Consider the following 19,048-nt stretch of genomic DNA (forward strand, 5'->3'; position numbering starts at 1 on the left):
TTGGTTGATCGCAGATAAAAGGAAACGTCGCTGTCTTGCGACAGCGACGCCTTTTCGGACCTAGAAGTTAACAACCTACGCTACGAGGAGTTACGCAGGCTGTGGCTTCCGGCCAGAATGTCCATCGCCTCATTGGCGCGGCGACGTTCATGCGCAAGCAGACGCCGAGTTTCTTCTAACAAACGGTCGCGTTCTTGCGCCAGTTTGCGATCATGCGCGGGGCGACGCAGCAAGGCGGCTGACACCGCAGCCCCCAGCGCCAAGGCAGCCCCGGTGATGGCGACCGGATGATCATTGATCGCCTTGGCGGTCGAGGCGCGCAGCGAAAGTTGCGCCTCATAGGCCGCTTCGCGCGCTGCCAGAATACGATCCTGTGCGGCGGTGGAAAGCTGATCCAAGCCCCGCCGCATACTTTTGCGCACATCGCGCGCCAGGTCGGCCAGCACGGCGGCACGCTGTTTGGCGTATTCAAGACCATCCAGCGCCAGCGCCTCTAGCTTGTGCAGACTGGCATTGGCCTGGGTGCGCAGGGCTTCAGCCTCGGCGATCCAGTCAAGATCGTCATCTTCCAGCGGTTGCGTCGGGCCGCCTTCATCTTCCCAACGCGCCTGTGCCTCATAAGCGGTGCCGCTGAGGCCATCCGTCTCGGAGGCGGCAGAGGTGCGGCGCAGCAGATACCACGCCAGACCGGCCCCAGCCACCGAGACCAGCACCGGGTTGGCGCGGGCGACTTTGCCCAGCGTTTGCGCATGCGCCAGCAGATCACCACTGACACCTTGCTGCGTGAAACGATCACTCATCTTCGCCAACGAGGCTTTCAGCGCCGCACGGTCTTGCTGCAGCTGGCGCTCGATCAGGTCAGGTTTAAGATTGTCCATTCGCATCAGGCTCTCCTATTTGGTTGGGGCCTCGTTCGTTTGGGCCTATTCTGTGCGGGATCACCCGCGACGGTTGCGATTGCGGGTCTGCGATTGGATCAAATGCGCGAAGGCAAAGCCAAGCACGGCGGCACCAGCGGCAACGGTTCCGGGGTTGCGGCGCGCATAAGCTTTGGTGCTGCTGACCAGATCGCTGATCGAACCCGCGCGCAGATGATCGGCTGCATCCGACACAGCCTCGACCACCCGGCCCGAAGCCGCCCGTGTGCCATCCGCCGCATCATGCAGCGCTTTGGCCAGACGATCGCCGCCATCCGACAGTTTGGATTTGGCCGAACGGAAACCCGATTGCGCCGCATCGCTCAGATCATCCAGACGATCTTCGGCAGCAGCGGCAGCCTCGGCAGCCTGTGCTTTAAGCTTGCGCGCGGAGGTTTGGCCAAGGTCTTTCGAATCATCCAAAGCCTCGGTCGCAGTGTCGCGTGCCTTGCGGCCCAGTTGCGATACTTTATCCGCAGCTTGATCAGTTGCCTCGTCAGCGGCATTTTTTGCGTTCGAGACGGTATCTTTCAGGGTATTCGCGTTCATCATCTGTCCTTTGTCTTATAGCGCGGCCAGGCGTCTGGAGAGGCCCCAGACGATCAGGCAGCAAATCGGGTTTGAACGTCAGCAGCAAGGCCACGCTTTGCCACCGGGATACCGGCTGGCTCAGGCTGGGCGCGTAACCCATAGCTGTGCCGTCATCGCATCTCTGCCGGAACAACGCAGGCGGCTTGAGGTTGGTTCCCGAAAAAATTCGGCCACATGAAAATTCCGCAGTTTATCCATTTTGCAAGGTCGCAAAATAACCGGGAACCAGAGCCTGCGAGGCGCGTTGATCCAACATCATATCCACGACAGCCACTGCGATGCGTCGCTAAATCTTACAGCTGGCAAATTTTACAGGAGAAACACCATGCTGAGTTGGGCCCTGACCTTTCTGGTCATCGCATTGATCGCCGCCGCTTTGGGCTTTGGCGGCATCGCTGGCACCTCTGCCGGTATCGCTAAAATCCTGTTTTTCATCTTCCTTGCCCTGTTCGTGATTTCGCTGATTGCGCGGCTTTTGAACGGCAAATCGCGACTCTGACGGCATTTCTGACGTTCCCTGCCTTCTTCTCCCTGAAGGCCACCTCAGACCGCAGGTTCGCCCTGCGGTCTTTTTTATGTATTTCAAAGTATTTCGGCAAAGTGTGGCCGATGCACATGAGTCCGCCAACAGTTGACCTGAACGGTTTCCAAAATAGATATAGATTATTTGCAAATGGCAACTTTCGTCCCATTTATGCGGCAGGATGCGCAAGTGAAGCGGCTTTAGGTACAAGGTATCGGGCAATGGACGGGATCGAAACCCCCTCACAGGTTTGGCCGAGCCAAGGTGATGCGCCGCAGGGTATGTTGGCACGGGTTACCGAGATGACGCTGGCCAAGCGTAGCTTTTGGTATGAGGTGGCCTTCTCGGCCTGCGCTTTTGCACTGGCTTTGTATATCCGTTTTATTTCTGATCCGATGCTGCCGCCCGGCTTCCCGTTTTTGACGTTCTTTCCGGCAGTGTTGTTGAGTTCGGCTTTCGCTTCGGTGCGGGCCGGGGTGGTGGTGGCGGTGGCCAGTGGTCTGGCCGCGCGCTATTTCTTTATCGCACCGGTCGAAACCCTTAGCCTGAACGGCGCATCTGCGGTGGCGATGGGGTTTTACGCATTGGTTGTGCTGACCGAGATTTTGCTGATCAGTGCGGTGAAGCAGGTACTGCTGCGACTGCGGGCGGCACAACAGCGCAGCGCTGATCTGGCGACATCCAGTGCGCTGATGTTTTCAGAATTGCAGCATCGGGTGTCGAACAATCTGGCGACGGTGGCGGCGCTTTTGCGCTTGCAGGCGGGACAGACCACCGATGCCGAGGCCAAACAGGTGCTGTCGGTGGCGCAGGTGCGCATTGATACGATCGCGCGGCTGCAACGACGACTGCATTCGCCGAACCTTCAATCGGTTGCTGTGGCGGATTTCATCCGCGATATGGCTGCTGATACCATCGATTCGGCTGGTGCCGGGGCAAATGTAGTGCTGAAATTTCAGCTGACCCCGGTGCAGGTGGTGCATGAAAAGGCGATTCCACTGGGATTGATCGTCAGCGAGTTTTTGATGAACGCGGCAGAGCATAGTGCGGCAGCGCAGGACAGCGCTGCAGAAGCGGTGGTGATCACGATCTTACTCTCGCAAGAGCCGACCGAGACCGGGACGCAGCTCGTGACGCTGGATGTGCATGATTCTGGCAAAGGCGTGCCCGAGGGCTTTGATGTGGAGGCCTCGAAAAGCCTTGGGATCAGCATTGCGCGGCAGTTTGCCTTGCAGTTGTCGGGCAAGTTGAGCCTGTTCAATGCGCCCGATGGTGGGGCGATTTCGCGGCTGCAGTTTGAGAATTAAGGCAGCTTGGCGCGGCTAATCCCTTGTTCCGGTGTTTCCGTGCCATCAACGATGCGCAGTAATACCCCGCATAGAACGCAAGCGCGCCCCGATCCTGCCCGATTTGGCGATCAATAAGGTCATATCTGCCCACTCTGCTCGCTTGGGGAAAACAATGGACCGACTTACTGAAATGGAAGCTTTTGCCACGGTCGTAGACCAAGGCGGCTTTACAGATGCTGCGAAGAAGATGGGGATTTCGAAATCTGCCGTTTCGAAACACGTCTCTGCGCTGGAGGCCCGCCTTGGTGCGCGGCTTCTGAACCGCACCACACGCCGCGTCTCTCCAACCGAGATCGGCCTTGCTTATTACGACCGCGCCCGGCGGGTCCTGAACGATGCGGGCGAGGCGGATGCGTTGGTGACCTCGATGCAATCGGCACCTTCGGGCCTGTTGCGGATCTCGGTTGCCACGGATTTTGGCGTCAATCTGCTGTCACCGATTTTGGGGGATTTCCTGCTGGAATACCCCGATATCACGGTCAACATGGTGCTGAACAATCGCTATGTCGAACTGATCAGCGAAGGCTTTGATATGGCCATTCGGGTTGGAGACCTCGAAGACAGCTCACTGCGCGCCCGGAAATTGACCGACACCTCCAAGCGGATGATCGGCAGCCCGTCGTATTTCCAGAAATACGGCCGACCGTTGAAAATTGACGATCTGAACGATCACAAGCTGCTGCATTATTCCAACCAAGCCAACGGCAATGTGTGGAAAGTCAGCGCCCCCTCGGGCGAGAAGCGGCAAGTGCGCACGGCGGGATGGCTGACGGTGAACGATGGTCAAAGCCTGCTGAATGCGGCGATTTCCGGGCTTGGCATCGCCTATCTGCCCAGCTTTCTCTACGCTGATGCGATGAAAAACGGTCAGGTTGAAGAAGCTATTCCCGGCCTGCCAGTCGAGACGCTTGGCATCTACGCGGTCTATCCGCCGGGGCGCTTTACCCAGCCGAAAGTGCGCGCCTTCATCGACTTTCTGGCGCGCCGTTATCTGGATAAGGGCCCGGATATCTGGTGAGATCGGGCTTCAAGCGCCAACAGAGTTTGTAAATGGTGCCATAGTTAATCGGGGGTCGAGGTGAGCACCACTTCGACCCTTCGGTTTTGCTGCTGGCCATCGGGGGTCAGGTTGCTGGAGCGGGGTGCCAGCGGGCCGATGCCATTGGCGCTGACTTGGCCCGCTGCCACGCCATATTGCGCGATCAGGTTTTGCCGCACGCTTGCCGCGCGTTTTTTTGACAGCGCGATGTTGCTGGCAAGCCCGCCCGAGGCATCGGTATGGCCGACCAGCGTGACTGTTTTGGTCGGATTGGCCTGCAACCAGCCCGCCAGCGCGGTGAGCGAGGCATAAGTGCCGTCGCTCAGCGCCGAGGAACCAGAGCCGAACACCAGATCCTCCAGCACCAGCGATTGGCCAAGATCAAGGGTTTTATCCAAGTCAGTCACAACTTTTGGCGCGGCGTCGGCGGCGACCACGGGCTTTAGCGCAAAGGTGGACGGCACCGCAGGCGCGCTTGTATCGGCGCCGGCCTTAAATCCGCCCGAAGCCTCCCCACCAATTTGCGTCAGTTGCACAAAGCCGTTTTCGGGCGATCTGCTCACCACCAGGCTGAGGTATTCTTTGCCGTTTGGCCCGATGCGTTCCGCCGCCAGATAGCGAAAATCGCCCAGATCGACATGCATATCGGGTTCGGCCACCACCTCGGTGCCATAGCGAAAATCATAGCCGCCGCAGGCTTCGGTCTCACATTCAAAGATCACCTTGAAGCCCGCACTTGCGATCTGCGCGCGCAGGGTTTGGATCATCTGCAGCGTCGAAGACCCCGGCACGGCGATGCGCCACGCGGTTTGATCCAAAGCGCCTTCGGTCAGTTCAGTGGCAATCTTGCCGCTCTGATACGGCCCCACAGCAAGGCGGAACGAGGCCAAAGCCTCAGTGCGTTGCAAGGTTGTCTCGGAGGGGCCGGGGAATTGCAGCTTCAACTGCGGGGCCGCCTGCGCAGATGTGGCTGACAGCAGGGCGGCAAGGCAATAGGCCACTCGGAACGCTGAAGTTTTCACGGGTCTGGCCTCTGCTGGGCTCATTTCTGTCGATAGTGATACTGTCCCACAGCCTGCATCCCCAAGGAAGCATAAAGCCTGCGGGCAGGGTCATTGGCGACAGTGACCACCAAAGATAGCGTATCCGCCCCATTCTGTTGCGCCCAAGCTGCCGCCGCCCGCAAGATATTGTGCGCGGAACCCTGCCGACGCTGGTTTGGCGTGACCTCTAACGCGTGCAGCATGGCGATGTTTTCGTGGATCGCCACAAAGGCAGTCCCTGCTGCGCGATCCTGTGCGCGGCCGAGAATGGTGGTTTTCGGCCCCTGCACCCTTTCCATCACCGCCAGCCGCGCCGGCCCAATGCCGCCCTCGGCCCACAGATCAGCTGCAATCGCCATCGGCGGCCAATGCGGGAAGGTGGTCATGTGGTCTGGTGCCTGCGGCAGTGACACAAGCGGGGCGGCATAGGCTACCACCGGATCAGTGATGCGGTAGCCGCGTGCCATCAGCGCTTGATCAAGCAAGCCATCGCCGTCGCGGATTAAGAACAAAGCTGGCTGATCCAAGCTGGCCATCGCGACTTCGGCCTGCGGAATATCGGTATCTTGCCAATCGCTCTCGGCAGTTGTCGCCGACACGCGCTTTCCGCCCCCCAGACCGTTGCGCACCGTCCATGGCCCCTGCCGCGTGGCAGAGGCTGGCCCCCAAGTGGCTTCCATCACCTCCAAAAGCATCTCCGGCGTCATCCGAACAACTCCGTCAACCGCAGTATCGCGGCACTCACCCGCCCCGGATCGGTGCCCCGGATCACCAAATTGGTGCCAAAAGCGCCGTTCTGGGTGAAGGGATACGAGCCCATCGACAGATCGGGAAATTCGGCGGCCAAAGCGCCGAAATCGGTGGCAATTTCGCCCTCACCCCGCAAAACCCGCAGGTTTTGGCTCAGTAGCGGCGGCCCGCCGGTCAGGGTGGGCAGAACCGAGGCCAGCATCGCCTCGAATATCTTCGGCACCCCGGCCATGACATGCACATTGCCCAAGGTGAACCCCGGCGCAATCGACACCGGATTTTCGATCAGCACCGCACCAACTGGAATCCGCGCCATCCGCTGCCGCGCCTCGTTGAACGGCAAGCCTTGGCGATCATAATGCGCAGCCATCAGCGCCATCGCATCGGCGCGGTGGCTGATCGGGGTTTGAAACGCCGCCGCGATGGCATCAGCGGTGATATCGTCATGCGTTGGGCCAATACCGCCCGATGTGAACAGATGGTCATATTTGCCGCGCAAGGCGTTCACTGCCGCCACGATCTCGGCATGATCATCGGCCACCACACGCGCTTCGGCCAAAGTGATGCCATGCTTGGTCAATTCGCAGGCGATATAGTGCAGGTTGGAATCGCGGGTGCGGCCCGACAGAATTTCATCGCCGATCACCAGCATCGCGGCGGTTGGGTTGGGCATTTGGGCGCTCCTTCTCTTGTCGACAACATAGGCCAAAGCCGGGGCAACAGGCCAGAGGGCTGTCTTCACAGATTGGCGACCTTCACGGATCGGGTCCTTGGGCGATTGCGCGGCACTCCACCTCTGGCAAAGCCACAGCACATCGCTTATTTAAGGCCAAACCGGAGGATTACCCGTGGAAGACATCCGTGGCCGCGTCACCAAGAATGGCATCCGCATCTATGAAGATGCGGATTTCGCAGGCATGCATGCGGCTGGGCGATGCGCTGCCGAAATCCTTGATATGGTTGCAGAATATGTCAAGCCGGGGGTGACCACGGCGGTGATTGACGATTTCATCCGCGACGAGATCGAGCGCCGTGGCGTGGTTTCCGCAACGATCGGCTACAAAGGCTATCAGCACGCCTCGTGTATCAGCGTCAATCATGTGGTCTGCCACGGAATTCCGGGTGCTAAGATCTTGGCAGACGGCGATATTCTGAACGTCGATGTGACGGTGATCGTTGACGGCTGGTTCGGCGATACCAGCCGGATGTATGTGGCGGGGGCGGTGCCGCGTAAGGCCGAACGGCTGATTGAGATCACGCACGAGTCGTTGATGCGCGGCATTGCGGCGGTGAAGCCGGGCAATACCTTTGGCGATATTGGCTATGAAATTCAAAGCTTTGTCGAATTGAACCGCATGTCGGTGGTGCGCGATTTCTGCGGTCACGGGCTTGGTCGGGTGTTCCACGCACCGCCAAACGTGCTGCATTACGGGCGTCCGGGCACCGGGGCGGTGCTGGAGGAAGGCATGATTTTCACCATTGAGCCGATGGTGAACTTGGGCCGCCCCGAAACCAAAGTGCTGGCCGATGACTGGACGGCGGTGACACGCGACAAATCCCTGTCGGCGCAGTTTGAACATTCGGTTGGCGTGACCGCGACGGGGTGCGAGATTTTCACTTTGTCCCCGGCAGGCAAGTTTCACCCGACTTGGGGTTGATTGCCGGGTTAAAGCCCCAGCAATGCGGGTAAGTGTTTCATATCGCTGAAAAGAATGGCTCCCTCTGCCACCAGTGCTGCGCTGCCCTGCGGCGCATAGCCCATGCAGCGCATCCCAGCCGCTTGGGCTGCACGCGCGCCGGTTGGGCTGTCTTCGATCACAATGCAATCGCTTGGACCAACCCCCAAAGCCGCCGCAGCGTGTAGGTAAAGATCGGGCGCAGGCTTCGGCTTACCCAAAGATTGCCCCGAAAACAGCCCCTTAAAGCGCGGGATCAGCCCGTGCTGCCCCAAGGTGATCTGCATTTTCTCTGCCGAGCCATTCGAGCCCATCGCATAGGGAATCCCCGCCGCATCCAGCGCATCCAACACGGTCAAAATCCCCAGGACCAAGGGCGTACCCAGCCGCAGCTGCGCATAAAGCCGGGCGTAGAAATCATCGCACCAGTCGGACGGCAGGCTTGCGCCCATCACATTGGCTTTCTCGCGCAAGCCTTCCAAGGTCATGCCAAGGAAGATGTGGTGCAGGCTCTCCACTGCCATCGGCAAGCCATGTTGCGCAAGATCGGCGGCCAGCAGATCAAACAGCATCGGTTCACTGTCGACGACCACGCCGTCGCAATCGAAAATTACGGCTTTGGGAGTCATGCAGGCGCTTTCAGCAGGGTGACAAGCGTGTCGCCGTATTTGCGTTGATCAAGCAGTTCAAATCCGGCGGGAGGGATGGGCTTGGTGCTTTCCTCCCAGATAACAAGGGCTTCTGGGGCCAGCCATGGGGTCAGGGCGGTTAACGCCACCTCTCCCATCGCCTTGCCATAGGGCGGGTCGAGGAAAATCAGGTCGAACGCCGCGCCGGGGTTCAGGCTGGGCTTGGTGGCATCGCGGCGCAGGATTTCGCATGCGCCCTCCGCCCGCATCAGTGCGATGTTACGCTTCAGAAGTGCTGTCGCCGCCGCCCCGTTTTCGAGAAATGTCGCCGAGGCTGCCCCCCGCGACAAAGCCTCTAGCCCCAAGGCGCCGGTGCCCGCGAACACGTCCAGCACGCGAGCGTCGCGCAAGGGATTGCCATAACCGCCATTGATCAGCAGGTTGAAAATCGACTCGCGCACGCGGTCTGAAGTGGGGCGCAGATGCGCTTGCGCGTCACCGATCCCCACCGGAGTCAGATGCAAACCCCGCGCGCTGCCGCCGATAATCCTCATGCTTTCAGCAAGGCTTTCATCTCGGTTGCGGGATCGGACAATGCCGCCTTAGAGGGCGACTTTCCATTCTCGATCAGGCGCTTACCCACCATGTAGGCGCGCGGATCGTTCATCGCATCGACAGCCAGCAGGGTATCGCCCTGGAAATACCAGAAGCTGACGCTGCCCCCATCCGGGCCGCGCGTGACGATGTTGTCATAACCGACATTCAGGCCCGCAATCTGTAGTTTGCAATCGTATTGATCCGACCAGAACCACGGCTGGGCTTCATAAACCACGCCCGCGCCCATGATGTTTTCGGCCACGGTTTCGGCCTGATGGATAGCATTGCCCACCGATTCCAAGCGCCAACGCCCGCCTTTATGCGGAAAACTGGCGCAGTCGCCCGCTGACCAGATATGCGGGTCCGAGGTGCGGCCAAATTCATCGGTTTTGATGCCGTTCTCAATCGCCAAACCAGCCGCCTCGGCCAGACCTGTGCCGGGCAAAATTCCCACGCCTGCAATGATGAAATCGGCGGGCAGTTCTGAGCCATCGCTCAGACGCACGCCCGAGACGTGGCCTTCGCCCAAAATCCGCTCCAACCCGGTCGATTCCAGAATTTTCACCCCATGCGCGGTATGCAAGGCGCGGAAGTAATCACTGGTTTCCGGCGCGGCCACCCGTTGCAGGATTCGCGGTGCCATCTCGATCACGGTCACATCGAGGCCGAGCTTCGCGCCCACCGCTGCCGCCTCAAGCCCGATATAGCCACCCCCAATCACCACCAAACGCCGCCCAGCCGCGAATTCGGGCTTCATTGCATCCACGTCCGCCAAACTGCGCACGGTGTAAATCCCGGCCAGATCACCGCCGATATTGCTGGGCAAACGCCGCGGATAAGAGCCGGTGGTCAGCACCAGCTCGTCATAGGGGATGATGTCATTGCCGATCATCACCTTGCGGGTGATCGGTTCAATCGCCGAGACTTTATCACCCAATTTCAAGGTGATATTGTGTTCGGTGTAGAAATCCGGGCCGCGCAGCCACAGCCGTTCTTCCTCCATCTCACCCAGCAGATAGGCCTTTGACAAAGGCGGGCGCTGGTAGGGTGGTGCGGTTTCATCTCCGATCAAAGTGATGCTGCCTTCATGCCCCAATGCGCGCAGTTTTGCCACCAAGGCGGCTCCGGCCTGTCCGGCCCCGATTACAACGACGTCCATCATGTGCGCTCCCTCTGGTCGAATGTTCGCGCGGACCCTATATCCCGCAGGACGGGTAACGCAACGCGAGAGGGATAGATTATGACGATTTCTGTTGGGGCCAAACTGCCGGATGCTTCTGTGCAAGTTATGGGCGGAAATGGGCCGGAGGCGGTGTCGCTGGCATCAAGACTTGCCGGGCGCAACGTAGTGATCTTCGGACTTCCCGGCGCTTATACCGGCACCTGCACCACGGCACATGTGCCCAGTTTCATTCGCACCAAGGAAAAACTGGCGGCTAAGGGCGTCGATGAGGTGATCTGTCTGTCGGTCAACGACGCGTTTGTGATGAAAGCCTGGGGCGATTCGACCGGTGCAAACACGGCGGGCATCACCATGGCCGGTGATGTTGATGCAGCCTTTACCAAAGCGATTGGCATGGAGTTTTCGGTGCCCGCGATTGGCTTTTTTGACCGCTCCAAGCGCTATGCTTTGTACGCGGTTGATGGTGTGGTGAAGGTGCTGCACGCCGAAGAAAATGCCGGTCAATGCGATATCTCCGGCGGCGAAGCGATGCTGGCGGCAATCTGACTTGGTATGTGACTTTGCATTCGTATTGATGTGAATGCAAAGTCACAAACTCTATACGATCCGGTTTGCGTGGGTTTCGCACAGGCAGGAGATCGGCTCGGAATGATTGTGAACCACCTCTGCTTCGCCGGCAATCTTGTCCATCTGCTTGGCCAAGGTGATATCCAAAGCTGACAGACCCTTGCAGTCATGGGTGACAAGCGTGACATCGACGATGTTGTATTTGTTCGACCATTCGGGGTGATGGTTCAGCTTTTCTGCCGCCAAGGCCGCGCGGGTCATAAAGCCCCAGGCTTCGGAAAAATTCTTGAATTTCCATACCTTGCGGATCGCATCTCGGTCTGGAACCGCCCCCCATCCGGTTTCCCCCAAAGCGGGCAAAGCGACGCGGTCTTCCGTACTTAACAGCTCAGCCATGGTGTTTCCTTTCAATCTTCCGACGCAACACGCCGGAACGGACCGTAGGCGGTCAGAACCTCAATTTCCTCGTCCACCGCGCGGCGCTCTTCCACAAGATACCGCGCCACCGCGTTACGGAAAGACCGATCTGCAATATAGTGCAGCGAATGTACCGGCATCGGCAGATAGCCGCGCGCGAGTTTATGTTCGCCCTGCGCCCCCGCCTCTACCCGCGACAGGCCGTGGGCGATGGCCCAGTCGATGGCTTGGTAATAGCACAACTCGAAATGCAGGCAGGGGTAATCCTCGATACAGCCCCAATAGCGACCATAAAGCGTGTCACGGCCGATGAAATTCAGCGCCCCGGCCACGGGGGTTTCGCCTTTGAACGCCAGCACCAGCAGCACGTCATCGCGCATCGTGGCTTGGATTTCATCGAAGAACGCACGGGTTAAGTAGGGCGTGCCCCATTTGCGGCTGCCGGTGTCCTGGTAGAAAATCCAGAACGCATCCCAATGCGCGGGTTCGATTTGATCTCCGGTCAGGCTGCGGATGGTCAGACCAGAGGCGCGCGCGGTTTCGCGTTCCTTGCGGATCATTTTTCGCTTGCGACTGGAGAGGTCGGCGAGGAAATCATCGAAACCGACATAACCGCGATTTTCCCAATGAAACTGTTGGGTGATCCGGTGCAGCAAGCCGTGCTTTCCCGCCAGTGAGTCCGCCTCATCCGGCGTGCAGAAGGTGATGTGCAGCGAGGAGAGGTTGTTCTGATCAGTGATGCCGATGGCGGCTTCCAGCAGGGTTTCGCGTAAGGCGGCATCGCCCAGAAACCGCCGCCCCGAAGCAGGCGTAAACGGCACGGCGGCTTGCAGTTTCGGGTAATAACTGCCGCCTGCGCGCTCCAGTGCCTGCGCCCAGCCGTGATCGAAGATATACTCGCCCTGACTGTGCGATTTGACGTAAAGCGGCAGGGCGGCGACGGCGGTTTGATCGCGCAAGATCAGCGGGCGCGGTTGCCAACCGGTGCCTTTGCCGGTGGAATGTGAGCGATCCAGCGCAGATAAAAACCGATGCGTGGTGAAGGGGTCAAGCGGGCGACCCGCTTCGGGGCAGGCGAGCGCATCCCACTCTGCCGCCGTCACGTCAGACATGCCGTTGAGAAGCTCTGCTTGCATCATCCGCCTGTGTTTGCGGTAAGGCTGGGGGCCGTTTGCCCCCCAGACCCCCGAGAGTATTGCTGCCGATGAGAAGGTGGGTTGGTGACGGATTTCGTCAAGCGGGCAGCGCGGCGGCGTAAGCCTCGAAGGTGATATTCTGCGCGATTTTGCGGGCTTCAGCCTCAGCCGCAGGGCTGCGGATCGTCCAGCACAAAATTGCGGCAGCTTGGGATTTCAGATCGGCGATGCGGGGGCGGGCGAGGTCGGCAGCTTCGTGGCTGATGAAGCTGGAAAGCGTGCGGTCGTAATCGGGGATGCCGCGCAGCCGATCGCAGGTTGTTGCGGCGAGTGGAGCCCAATCGGTGGGGTCATAGGCCGAGGTGGTCAGGCCGCGTGGGATGTGCGGGGCGAGGCGGGCGATATGGGCGATGGCATGCGGGTTGAACGACATCACGGCGGCGGGGCGTTGGTAGGTTGCAAGCAGGCTGGCGGTGGCGGATTCTAAGCGGCCGTCAGTTTCGGACATGGTATCGGTCTGGTCTTTGATCTCGATCAGCAGCGGGGTGCGGCCTGCGACGAGGGCGAGGATTTCGGCCAGGGTCGGGATGGTTTCGTCGCTGTCGCGCAGTTTGATCTGGGCAAGGGCTGTGGCGGTGTGGTGTTTGATCAGGCCGGTGCTGGTGGTGAGGCGATCCAGCGCCTCATCATGGAACACCATCGCGACGCCATCGCTGGACAGTTGCAGATCAATCTCGATGCCGTAGCTTGCCGCAATCGCAGCCGTAATCGCGCCCCGAGAGTTTTCGGGGCGACCCAACCTACGGTCATGATAGGCGCGGTGGGCGAGGGGGGCGGTCAGGAACGCCGCAGGCAGGGCGACGCGCATCAGTTGATCTCGAAGATGCCTTCGATTTCCACCGCGACGCCGAAGGGGAGCGAGGCGGCTGAAACGGCGGAGCGGGCGTGGCGGCCGGCGTCACCCAAGACTGCGACGAGGAAATCGGAGGCACCGTTGATGACGCATGGTTGGTCGGTGAAATCGGCGGTGGAATTGACGAAGCCTGTCAGTTTCACCGCCCGGACCACACGGGAAAGATCGCCGCCGCAGGCCTTCTTCAGTTGCGCCAACAGCGAGATGGCGCAGGCTTTGGCGGCTTCTGCCCCGGCTTCGACCGTCACGTCCGCGCCGATTTTGCCTTTGATCAGGCCAGCCGAGGTTTGGCTGATCTGGCCGGAGATATGGACGAGGGAGCCTACCTGCACGAAGGGCACGTAATTGGCCGCCGGGGCCGGGGCGTCGGGGAGGGTGACGTTAAGCGCGGCGAGGCGGGATTCGATGCTGGACATGTTCGGCTCCTGATCTGGTTTGGCGCAGGCTATCCGGGGCAGGGCATGGGGGCAAGACTTGGCTGGTCCCAACTCGGGACCTTTTTGAAGCCTTATATTTCAATAGGTTGACATGTCCAAGGTAAGGGATTGTTAACGAATTGGCCGTAGCCCTCGATTTTTGCACTTGCGCGGGCGCAAAACCGATGGCAGGCGGGGCGCGTGGAAATCTGGGCGCAGGGAGGGTCCGGGGGGGGCTTGGCCCTCCCCGGCTTTCATCACCCCTCGCGGAACGCCAGTTTGAAGTAATCGGTGAACGGCTTCAGAAGATAGCTCATCGGCGAGCGTGCGCCGGTCTCGATAAAGGCTTCCACCGGCATACCGGGCAGCAGAGTTTGGGTTTTCAGCTTGGCCAACTCGCCCTCATCCAGCAGGATCTCGGCGCGGAAATAGCTGGCTTGGGTGCGCTGATCGACCAAAGCATCAGCCGAGATCGTGGCAACATGGCCGAAAATCTCGGGCGTGGTGCGGGCCGAAAACGCCGGAAAGGCGAGCCGCACGCGTTGGCCGACATGCACCTCATCAATGTGGATCGGCTGGATTTGCGCGGTGATCACCAAGGGGCGGTCTTGCGGGATGATGTACAGCACGGGTTCCGCCGCGCGCAAAACCGAACGCGGTGAGGTGACTTGCAGGCCCAGCACAAGGCCCGACACCGGGGCGCGAATATCCAGCCTTGCGATGCGTTCGATCAAAGCGCGGCGGCGCTCGACCAGTTCCAGCGCTTGCGGTCCAAGGTCGCGCAACTGGGTGCTGGCTTCTTCGCGGCGCACGGCGGCCAAGCGCAACACTTCCAGATCAATCTCGGTGCCGCGCCCCTCAGCTTGCGCCTTTGAGGAAATCAACTCCCCCATGCTGCCTTGCAACGAGGCCTTGTTGCGCTCTAGTTCCAGCACGCGGCTGGATTGGGCAAGGCCCTTGTCGAGCAGGGTTTGCTGGGCGGTCAGTTCCTGTTCGATCAGCGCAAGTTGTTGTTTCAGCGCATCAATTTGTGCATCAACGCCTTGGATCTGCGAGGTGATTTGGCCCGCGCGTTTGCCCAGTTGATCGCCTTGCCGCGCGAGGCTTTCTTTGCGGGCGAAGAACAGGTTGCGCTGGCCTTCGATTTGTTCGGCGACATCGGGGCGGGTTTTGGCAAGTTCGAAGATTTCACCCGTAAAGCTGGGCGCGTCTTTGTCGTCACGCTCGGCTTCCAGACGGGCTTTGCGGGCCAGCATTTCAAATAACTGACCCTCGACAATGGCGAGTTCCGATTGCAGCAGGTTGCCGTCAAGGCGGATGAGCAAATCGCCAGCCTTCACAGCTTGCGCCTCTTTCACCGCGATTTCGGCGACGACGCCACCATCAGGGTGGTTGACGATCTGCTTGTTCTTTTCAACCTCAAGCTGGCCATTGGCCACAATCGCGCCGTCGATTTCTGTGGTCAGCGACCAGCCACCAAAGCCGAACACCAAAAGCGCCACGGTGGTCAGGCCGATGATCACCGGGCGGCGGGCGGACCAAGCCGGGGCGAGACTGGAGGGCGGGTTTTTCGGGGCAGGTTTTTGCAGTTCTGTGCCATGCGGGCGTTCGGCGGGAAGTTGGGTCATGATACGCCTCCGGGGGCTGTCGCCTGGGTGATCTGGCTGTGGTTTTTCACCATCTCACGCAGCACGGCATCGCGGGGGCCGAAGGCGCGGCGCATGCCATCTTCCAGCACGAGGAGCAGTTCACATTCCTGAATCGCGGCGGGGCGGTGCGCCATGATCAGCACGGCACCGCCTGCCTCTTTGGTGGTGCGGATCGCGGTGTTGAGTGCCACGGTGCCGTCGTTGTCGAGGTTAGAGTTCGGCTCATCCAGCACAAGGATCACCGGGTTGTTGTATAAAGCACGCGCAAGGCCGATGCGCTGGATTTGGCCACCCGAAAGCCGACCGCCGATCTGGCTGATGCGGGTGTCATAGCCTTCGGGCAGTTTGATGATCATCTCATGCGCCGCCGCGCGTTTGGCGGCATCGACGATTTTGCTGGCATCGGCGTGGTCTTGCAGGCGGGCGATGTTTTCGGCAATCGTGCCATCGAACAAGGTGATGCGCTGCGGCAGATAGCCTATATAGCTGCCGAGGATGTCGGGGTCGTACTGATCCAAGGTTGCGCCATCGAGGCGGACTTTGCCGCCTGCGGGCTTCCACACCCCGATCAACGCGCGGGCGAGGGTAGATTTGCCAGCGCCTGACGGGCCGATCACGCCAAGGGCTTGGCCGGGTTCCAGCCGGAAGTTGATCGCCCGCAGCACGGCTTGCTGCTCGCCCGGCGGAATGACGGTAAGGTTTTGTGCTTCGAGAACCGCCTTGGGATGCGGCAAGGCGGTGCGCGGCGGTTCTTCGGGCATCTTGGTCAGCAGGTCGGACAGGCGGCGGTTGGCTTCCTGCGCGCGGGTGATGATGGCCCATTGGCCGATGACTTGCTCGATCGGTGACAAGGCGCGGCCCATCAGGATCGAGCCTGCGATCATCGCGCCCGAGGAAAGCTCACCTTGCAGCACAAGGTATGCGCCAAGGCCCAGCATCGCCGATTGCAGGAACACCCGGAAGGTTTTGCTGATGCCGCCAAAGCTGCCCGCAAGGTCGCCCGCCTTGATGCTGGCGGCGAGGGCTGCACCGCGGGCTTTTTGCCAGCGGTCGAAGGTGGCGGTGGTCATGCCCAACGCCTGCACGGTTTCGGATTCGCCCTTGATCAGATCAGACATCCGCTCGGCCCCCAAGGTGAGGTTGTTGGTGCGGGTCAGCGGGGCGAGGGTGAGGCGCTGGTTCAGAATGGTGACGATGACAAGAATGATGCCGCCAACCAGCGAAAGCGCGAACAGATAGGGGTGGAAGATGTAAATCGCGATGAAAAACAGCGGCATGAACGGCAGGTCGAACAGGGCCAGCAAGACAGGCGACGCCCAAAGCCGCTGGATCGCTTCAAGGTCGCGCTGGGCGGCGATGGCGGTGGGCTCGTTCGGTTGCAGGGTCAGGCGGCGCATCGCGGCGGAGAACACCCGGCGGTCAAGCCGATCCTGCATTTTGGCACCGATGCGCGCCATAACCCGGGCGCGGACGTTGTCGAGGATGCCAAGGGCGAGGAACAGGAAGGTCACCAGTACAGAAAGTGCGACAAGGGTGGCCACAGAGCGCGATCCCAGCACACGGTCATAGACCTGCAGCATGTAGAGCGAGCCGGTAAGCTGTAGTGCGTTGGCGAAGACCGAGAACAAAGCCACGGCCCACAATAGGCCGCGTTGATCGGCCCGTGCCGCGTGAAGCTCTGCTTCACCACGACGGTTGTCTGTTTGGCTCATCGCCATCTCCGTTCCTGCCCGCAGGCTGCTTCGCTTTGCAGCTTGTTTTTGTCCCGCAGCCCATTTTTATAACCAAAAGGCTCGGCGGAAATCATCCAGCGTCACCGCTTGGCCACGTTTGGCCGTTGTCTTAAATCGCCGCGCCGCTTATCCCTTGTCTTTCACCGACAAAATCTATGTGAGACGCGTGAACCTCGGCGGGAATGTAGAAGTATGGCGCAAGTGATTCCATCTCTTTCTGAAACAATCGGCCGATTTAGCGCGGGTTGTGTTGGGATTGCATTAACACTCGCGGTGGCAGGGTGTGCCAAAGCTCCGGTATCGGATGCGGTGAACGATCCGGCGGAAGGCTTTAACCGCAAGGTGTTTGCGTTCAACGTTGCAGTGGACAAGGTGGTTTTGCAGCCGGTATCGGGCGTGGCGGGCAGTGGGCGCGGGCCTGTTCTGACCGGAGTGCATAATTTCGCCAACAATTTGGATACCCCCGGCGATATCGTGAACAACGTGTTGCAGGGGCGGTTGATGCGGGCGGCGGCAAATACGCTGCGCTTTGGCGTGAACACCACAGCGGGGATCGGCGGGTTGTTTGACCCCTCGACAGCGTTGGGCCTGCCTGCGCAGGAAACCGACTTTGGCGAGACGCTTTATGTCTGGGGTGTCGGTGAGGGCAAATATCAGATGTTGCCGATCATCGGGCCATCCACCGAGCGTGACACGGTGGGCATCGCGGTAGATTACGCGATCAATCCGCTGCGCTTCCTGATCAAATCACCGGAAAGTGACTATGTGACGGGCGCAAAGGTGATTGATAAGGTTGGATCACGCGCACGGCATAGCGATACGGTGGATTCGATCCTATATGACAGTGCAGACCCCTACGCGCAGGCGCGCCTGCTGTATCTGCAAAACCGACACTACACGTTGGGCGAGGCCCCATCGGATGAAAGCTTTGAGGACCCCTATGCACAATAATCATTCCATGATGTCACGTCGTCGCTTTGCGGCTGGCTTTGCTTTGGGATCTGTCGCGCTGGCTTTGCCGCTGCCGTCGCTGGCTTTGACGGTGGATGATGCAAAGGACATGATCGGCAAAGCGGTGGCCGAGATCAACACCACCATCGCCAGCGGCAAATCGCAGACCGCGATGTATGGCGATTTTGAGCGGATTTTCAGCCGCTATGCCGATGTGCCGACGATTGCGCGTTCGGCTTTGGGCGTGGCCGCCAAGAAGGCGTCGTCGGCGCAGATGGCCAGCCTCACCAAGGCGTTTCAGACCTATATCAGCCGCAAATATGGCGCGCGGTTCCGTGAGTTTATTGGCGGCTCGATTGAAGTCACCGATGCCCGCCCGATCAAAAGCTATTACGAGGTGATCTCGGTGGCGCATCTGAAAGGCCAAGCGCCGTTCGATCTGCGCTGGCATGTGTCGGATAAATCTGGCCGCAACCTGTTCTTCAACATTATCATCGAAGGCGTGAATATGCTGGCGTCCGAGCGCACCGAAATCGGCGCGATGCTGGACAAGCGCGGTGGCGATATCGACAAGCTGATTGGTGATCTGAAAACCGCCTGACCGGGTGATTCCTGATCGGGTGATTTTTGCAAAGAATAAAGAGCGCCCCGGTTATCGAGGGCGCTCTTTTCATGGCGCTGCCATCGTTTGATGCTTTTGCCCGACCAACCCATCCGACGCCGCCCCGGACTTGATCCGGGGCCTTTTCTGTCGCGCTTGTACCTTGAGGCCCCAAATCAAGTCCGGGGCGGCGTGGGGCGGTTCATCACCATTTTTCAACATGTCTTACAGCGGTGCTACGGTCTGATCCGACACGTCGATGGAAAACGCGCAGCCACTTAACCACAACATGTTGTGGAAAACACTATAAAACGTCGCCGAAAACACAAGTCATTCCCCGCTGGGAAAGATTTTCGTGGCCTAGCTCA

General features: G+C 59.8%; 21 protein-coding genes. 7 read left to right on the forward strand and 14 right to left on the reverse strand.

Features of this window, described 5'->3' with window-relative positions; genetic code table 11:
* Positions 1-80: 80 nt before the first annotated feature.
* Entirely contained in the window at positions 81-884 is an 804-nt protein-coding gene (locus ACP7AP_RS18085; protein WP_426036326.1) for a hypothetical protein, read from the reverse strand.
* 54 nt (positions 885-938) lie between these two features.
* Complete coding sequence (locus ACP7AP_RS18090; protein WP_426036328.1) at positions 939-1,466, reverse strand: hypothetical protein; 528 nt, start codon at positions 1,464-1,466, stop codon at positions 939-941.
* A 367-nt stretch (positions 1,467-1,833) separates the two neighbouring features.
* On the opposite strand from ACP7AP_RS18090, the gene ACP7AP_RS18095 reads away from it, so the two are divergent.
* From ACP7AP_RS18095 to ACP7AP_RS18105, 3 genes are all read left to right on the forward strand, one after another.
* Entirely contained in the window at positions 1,834-2,007 is a 174-nt protein-coding gene (locus ACP7AP_RS18095; RefSeq protein ID WP_426036330.1) for a DUF1328 domain-containing protein, read from the forward strand.
* 245 nt (positions 2,008-2,252) lie between these two features.
* Entirely contained in the window at positions 2,253-3,338 is a 1,086-nt protein-coding gene (locus ACP7AP_RS18100; RefSeq protein ID WP_426036332.1) for a sensor histidine kinase, read from the forward strand.
* Between the two features lie 154 nt (positions 3,339-3,492).
* The gene (locus ACP7AP_RS18105; RefSeq protein WP_426036334.1) at positions 3,493-4,398 is read left to right on the forward strand and encodes a LysR family transcriptional regulator; all 906 of its coding nucleotides are present in this window, start codon (positions 3,493-3,495) and stop codon (positions 4,396-4,398) included.
* Positions 4,399-4,442: 44 nt separating this feature from the next.
* On the opposite strand, the gene ACP7AP_RS18110 is transcribed toward ACP7AP_RS18105, so the two are convergent.
* The 3 genes from ACP7AP_RS18110 to ACP7AP_RS18120 are packed head-to-tail and all read right to left on the reverse strand — an operon-like array spanning position 4,443 to position 6,885.
* Complete coding sequence (locus ACP7AP_RS18110) at positions 4,443-5,441, reverse strand: OmpA family protein (RefSeq protein WP_426036336.1); 999 nt, start codon at positions 5,439-5,441, stop codon at positions 4,443-4,445.
* A 20-nt stretch (positions 5,442-5,461) separates the two neighbouring features.
* Positions 5,462-6,169: a GNAT family N-acetyltransferase gene (locus tag ACP7AP_RS18115; RefSeq protein WP_426036338.1), complete on the reverse strand. Its 708-nt coding sequence runs from the start codon at positions 6,167-6,169 to the stop codon at positions 5,462-5,464.
* Positions 6,166-6,885, reverse strand: coding sequence for a competence/damage-inducible protein A (locus ACP7AP_RS18120; protein ID WP_426036340.1), 720 nt, complete (start codon positions 6,883-6,885; stop codon positions 6,166-6,168). The genes ACP7AP_RS18115 and ACP7AP_RS18120 overlap by 4 nt, the downstream gene beginning before the upstream one ends.
* A 175-nt stretch (positions 6,886-7,060) precedes the next feature.
* On the opposite strand from ACP7AP_RS18120, the gene map reads away from it, so the two are divergent.
* Complete coding sequence (gene map, locus ACP7AP_RS18125; RefSeq protein WP_426036342.1) at positions 7,061-7,870, forward strand: type I methionyl aminopeptidase; 810 nt, start codon at positions 7,061-7,063, stop codon at positions 7,868-7,870.
* An 8-nt stretch (positions 7,871-7,878) separates the two neighbouring features.
* Here map and ACP7AP_RS18130 read toward each other — a convergent pair whose 3' ends face one another.
* Genes ACP7AP_RS18130 through ACP7AP_RS18140 form a run of 3 tightly spaced genes read right to left on the reverse strand, consistent with a single transcriptional unit; the run spans position 7,879 to position 10,276 of the window.
* On the reverse strand, positions 7,879-8,517 hold the full coding sequence (locus ACP7AP_RS18130; RefSeq protein ID WP_426036344.1) for an HAD family hydrolase: 639 nt from the start codon (positions 8,515-8,517) through the stop codon (positions 7,879-7,881).
* On the reverse strand, positions 8,514-9,071 hold the full coding sequence (rsmD, locus tag ACP7AP_RS18135) for a 16S rRNA (guanine(966)-N(2))-methyltransferase RsmD (protein WP_426036346.1): 558 nt from the start codon (positions 9,069-9,071) through the stop codon (positions 8,514-8,516). The genes ACP7AP_RS18130 and rsmD overlap by 4 nt, the downstream gene beginning before the upstream one ends.
* Positions 9,068-10,276: an NAD(P)/FAD-dependent oxidoreductase gene (locus ACP7AP_RS18140; RefSeq protein ID WP_426036348.1), complete on the reverse strand. Its 1,209-nt coding sequence runs from the start codon at positions 10,274-10,276 to the stop codon at positions 9,068-9,070. The genes rsmD and ACP7AP_RS18140 overlap by 4 nt, the downstream gene beginning before the upstream one ends.
* A gap of 78 nt (positions 10,277-10,354) precedes the next feature.
* Between ACP7AP_RS18140 and ACP7AP_RS18145 the strand changes: the two genes are divergently transcribed.
* Entirely contained in the window at positions 10,355-10,843 is a 489-nt protein-coding gene (locus ACP7AP_RS18145; RefSeq protein WP_426036350.1) for a peroxiredoxin, read from the forward strand.
* A 51-nt stretch (positions 10,844-10,894) separates the two neighbouring features.
* Here the strand turns inward: ACP7AP_RS18145 and ACP7AP_RS18150 are convergent, their stop codons facing one another.
* The 6 genes from ACP7AP_RS18150 to ACP7AP_RS18175 form a co-directional block, all read right to left on the reverse strand.
* Positions 10,895-11,260 (reverse strand): 4a-hydroxytetrahydrobiopterin dehydratase, encoded by a 366-nt coding sequence (locus ACP7AP_RS18150; protein ID WP_370651143.1) that lies wholly within the window; start codon positions 11,258-11,260, stop codon positions 10,895-10,897.
* An 11-nt stretch (positions 11,261-11,271) separates the two neighbouring features.
* On the reverse strand, positions 11,272-12,420 hold the full coding sequence (locus tag ACP7AP_RS18155; protein ID WP_426036352.1) for a GNAT family N-acetyltransferase: 1,149 nt from the start codon (positions 12,418-12,420) through the stop codon (positions 11,272-11,274).
* 94 nt (positions 12,421-12,514) lie between these two features.
* Positions 12,515-13,285 (reverse strand): glycerophosphodiester phosphodiesterase family protein, encoded by a 771-nt coding sequence (locus tag ACP7AP_RS18160; RefSeq protein ID WP_426036354.1) that lies wholly within the window; start codon positions 13,283-13,285, stop codon positions 12,515-12,517.
* Positions 13,285-13,746 carry a RidA family protein gene (locus ACP7AP_RS18165; RefSeq protein WP_426036356.1) on the reverse strand — a complete coding sequence of 154 codons (462 nt, stop codon included), beginning with the start codon at positions 13,744-13,746 and terminating at the stop codon, positions 13,285-13,287. Before ACP7AP_RS18165 ends, ACP7AP_RS18160 begins: the two co-directional genes overlap by 1 nt.
* Positions 13,747-14,003: 257 nt before the next feature.
* Positions 14,004-15,374, reverse strand: a complete 1,371-nt coding sequence (locus ACP7AP_RS18170; protein WP_426036358.1) for an HlyD family type I secretion periplasmic adaptor subunit — start codon at positions 15,372-15,374, stop codon at positions 14,004-14,006.
* A complete protein-coding gene (locus ACP7AP_RS18175) occupies positions 15,371-17,107 on the reverse strand; it encodes a type I secretion system permease/ATPase (protein WP_426036360.1) in 1,737 nt (578 codons plus the stop codon). Before ACP7AP_RS18175 ends, ACP7AP_RS18170 begins: the two co-directional genes overlap by 4 nt.
* Positions 17,108-17,401: 294 nt before the next feature.
* Between ACP7AP_RS18175 and ACP7AP_RS18180 the strand changes: the two genes are divergently transcribed.
* Positions 17,402-18,079, forward strand: coding sequence for an MlaA family lipoprotein (locus ACP7AP_RS18180; protein ID WP_426036362.1), 678 nt, complete (start codon positions 17,402-17,404; stop codon positions 18,077-18,079).
* Between the two features lie 10 nt (positions 18,080-18,089).
* On the forward strand, positions 18,090-18,680 hold the full coding sequence (locus ACP7AP_RS18185) for an MlaC/ttg2D family ABC transporter substrate-binding protein (protein ID WP_426036387.1): 591 nt from the start codon (positions 18,090-18,092) through the stop codon (positions 18,678-18,680).
* Positions 18,681-19,048: the final 368 nt, after the last annotated feature.

It is taken from the genome of Cypionkella sp. TWP1-2-1b2, from assembly GCF_049896245.1.
GTDB lineage: Bacteria > Pseudomonadota > Alphaproteobacteria > Rhodobacterales > Rhodobacteraceae > Cypionkella.

Bases quoted from the DNA above. Each gene is read 5' to 3' on its own strand.
- ACP7AP_RS18085 (WP_426036326.1), bottom strand. From the start codon at position 884: ATGCGAATGGACAATCTTAAACCTGACCTGATCGAGCGCCAGCTGCAG.
- ACP7AP_RS18090 (WP_426036328.1), bottom strand. From the start codon at position 1,466: ATGAACGCGAATACCCTGAAAGATACCGTCTCGAACGCAAAAAATGCC.
- ACP7AP_RS18095 (WP_426036330.1), top strand. From the start codon at position 1,834: ATGCTGAGTTGGGCCCTGACCTTTCTGGTCATCGCATTGATCGCCGCC.
- ACP7AP_RS18100 (WP_426036332.1), top strand. From the start codon at position 2,253: ATGGACGGGATCGAAACCCCCTCACAGGTTTGGCCGAGCCAAGGTGAT.
- ACP7AP_RS18105 (WP_426036334.1), top strand. From the start codon at position 3,493: ATGGACCGACTTACTGAAATGGAAGCTTTTGCCACGGTCGTAGACCAA.
- ACP7AP_RS18115 (WP_426036338.1), bottom strand. From the start codon at position 6,169: ATGACGCCGGAGATGCTTTTGGAGGTGATGGAAGCCACTTGGGGGCCA.
- ACP7AP_RS18120 (WP_426036340.1), bottom strand. From the start codon at position 6,885: ATGCCCAACCCAACCGCCGCGATGCTGGTGATCGGCGATGAAATTCTG.
- ACP7AP_RS18130 (WP_426036344.1), bottom strand. From the start codon at position 8,517: ATGACTCCCAAAGCCGTAATTTTCGATTGCGACGGCGTGGTCGTCGAC.
- rsmD (WP_426036346.1), bottom strand. From the start codon at position 9,071: ATGAGGATTATCGGCGGCAGCGCGCGGGGTTTGCATCTGACTCCGGTG.
- ACP7AP_RS18140 (WP_426036348.1), bottom strand. From the start codon at position 10,276: ATGATGGACGTCGTTGTAATCGGGGCCGGACAGGCCGGAGCCGCCTTG.
- ACP7AP_RS18145 (WP_426036350.1), top strand. From the start codon at position 10,355: ATGACGATTTCTGTTGGGGCCAAACTGCCGGATGCTTCTGTGCAAGTT.
- ACP7AP_RS18150 (WP_370651143.1), bottom strand. From the start codon at position 11,260: ATGGCTGAGCTGTTAAGTACGGAAGACCGCGTCGCTTTGCCCGCTTTG.
- ACP7AP_RS18155 (WP_426036352.1), bottom strand. From the start codon at position 12,420: ATGATGCAAGCAGAGCTTCTCAACGGCATGTCTGACGTGACGGCGGCA.
- ACP7AP_RS18160 (WP_426036354.1), bottom strand. From the start codon at position 13,285: ATGCGCGTCGCCCTGCCTGCGGCGTTCCTGACCGCCCCCCTCGCCCAC.
- ACP7AP_RS18165 (WP_426036356.1), bottom strand. From the start codon at position 13,746: ATGTCCAGCATCGAATCCCGCCTCGCCGCGCTTAACGTCACCCTCCCC.
- ACP7AP_RS18170 (WP_426036358.1), bottom strand. From the start codon at position 15,374: ATGACCCAACTTCCCGCCGAACGCCCGCATGGCACAGAACTGCAAAAA.
- ACP7AP_RS18175 (WP_426036360.1), bottom strand. From the start codon at position 17,107: ATGAGCCAAACAGACAACCGTCGTGGTGAAGCAGAGCTTCACGCGGCA.
- ACP7AP_RS18185 (WP_426036387.1), top strand. From the start codon at position 18,090: ATGTCACGTCGTCGCTTTGCGGCTGGCTTTGCTTTGGGATCTGTCGCG.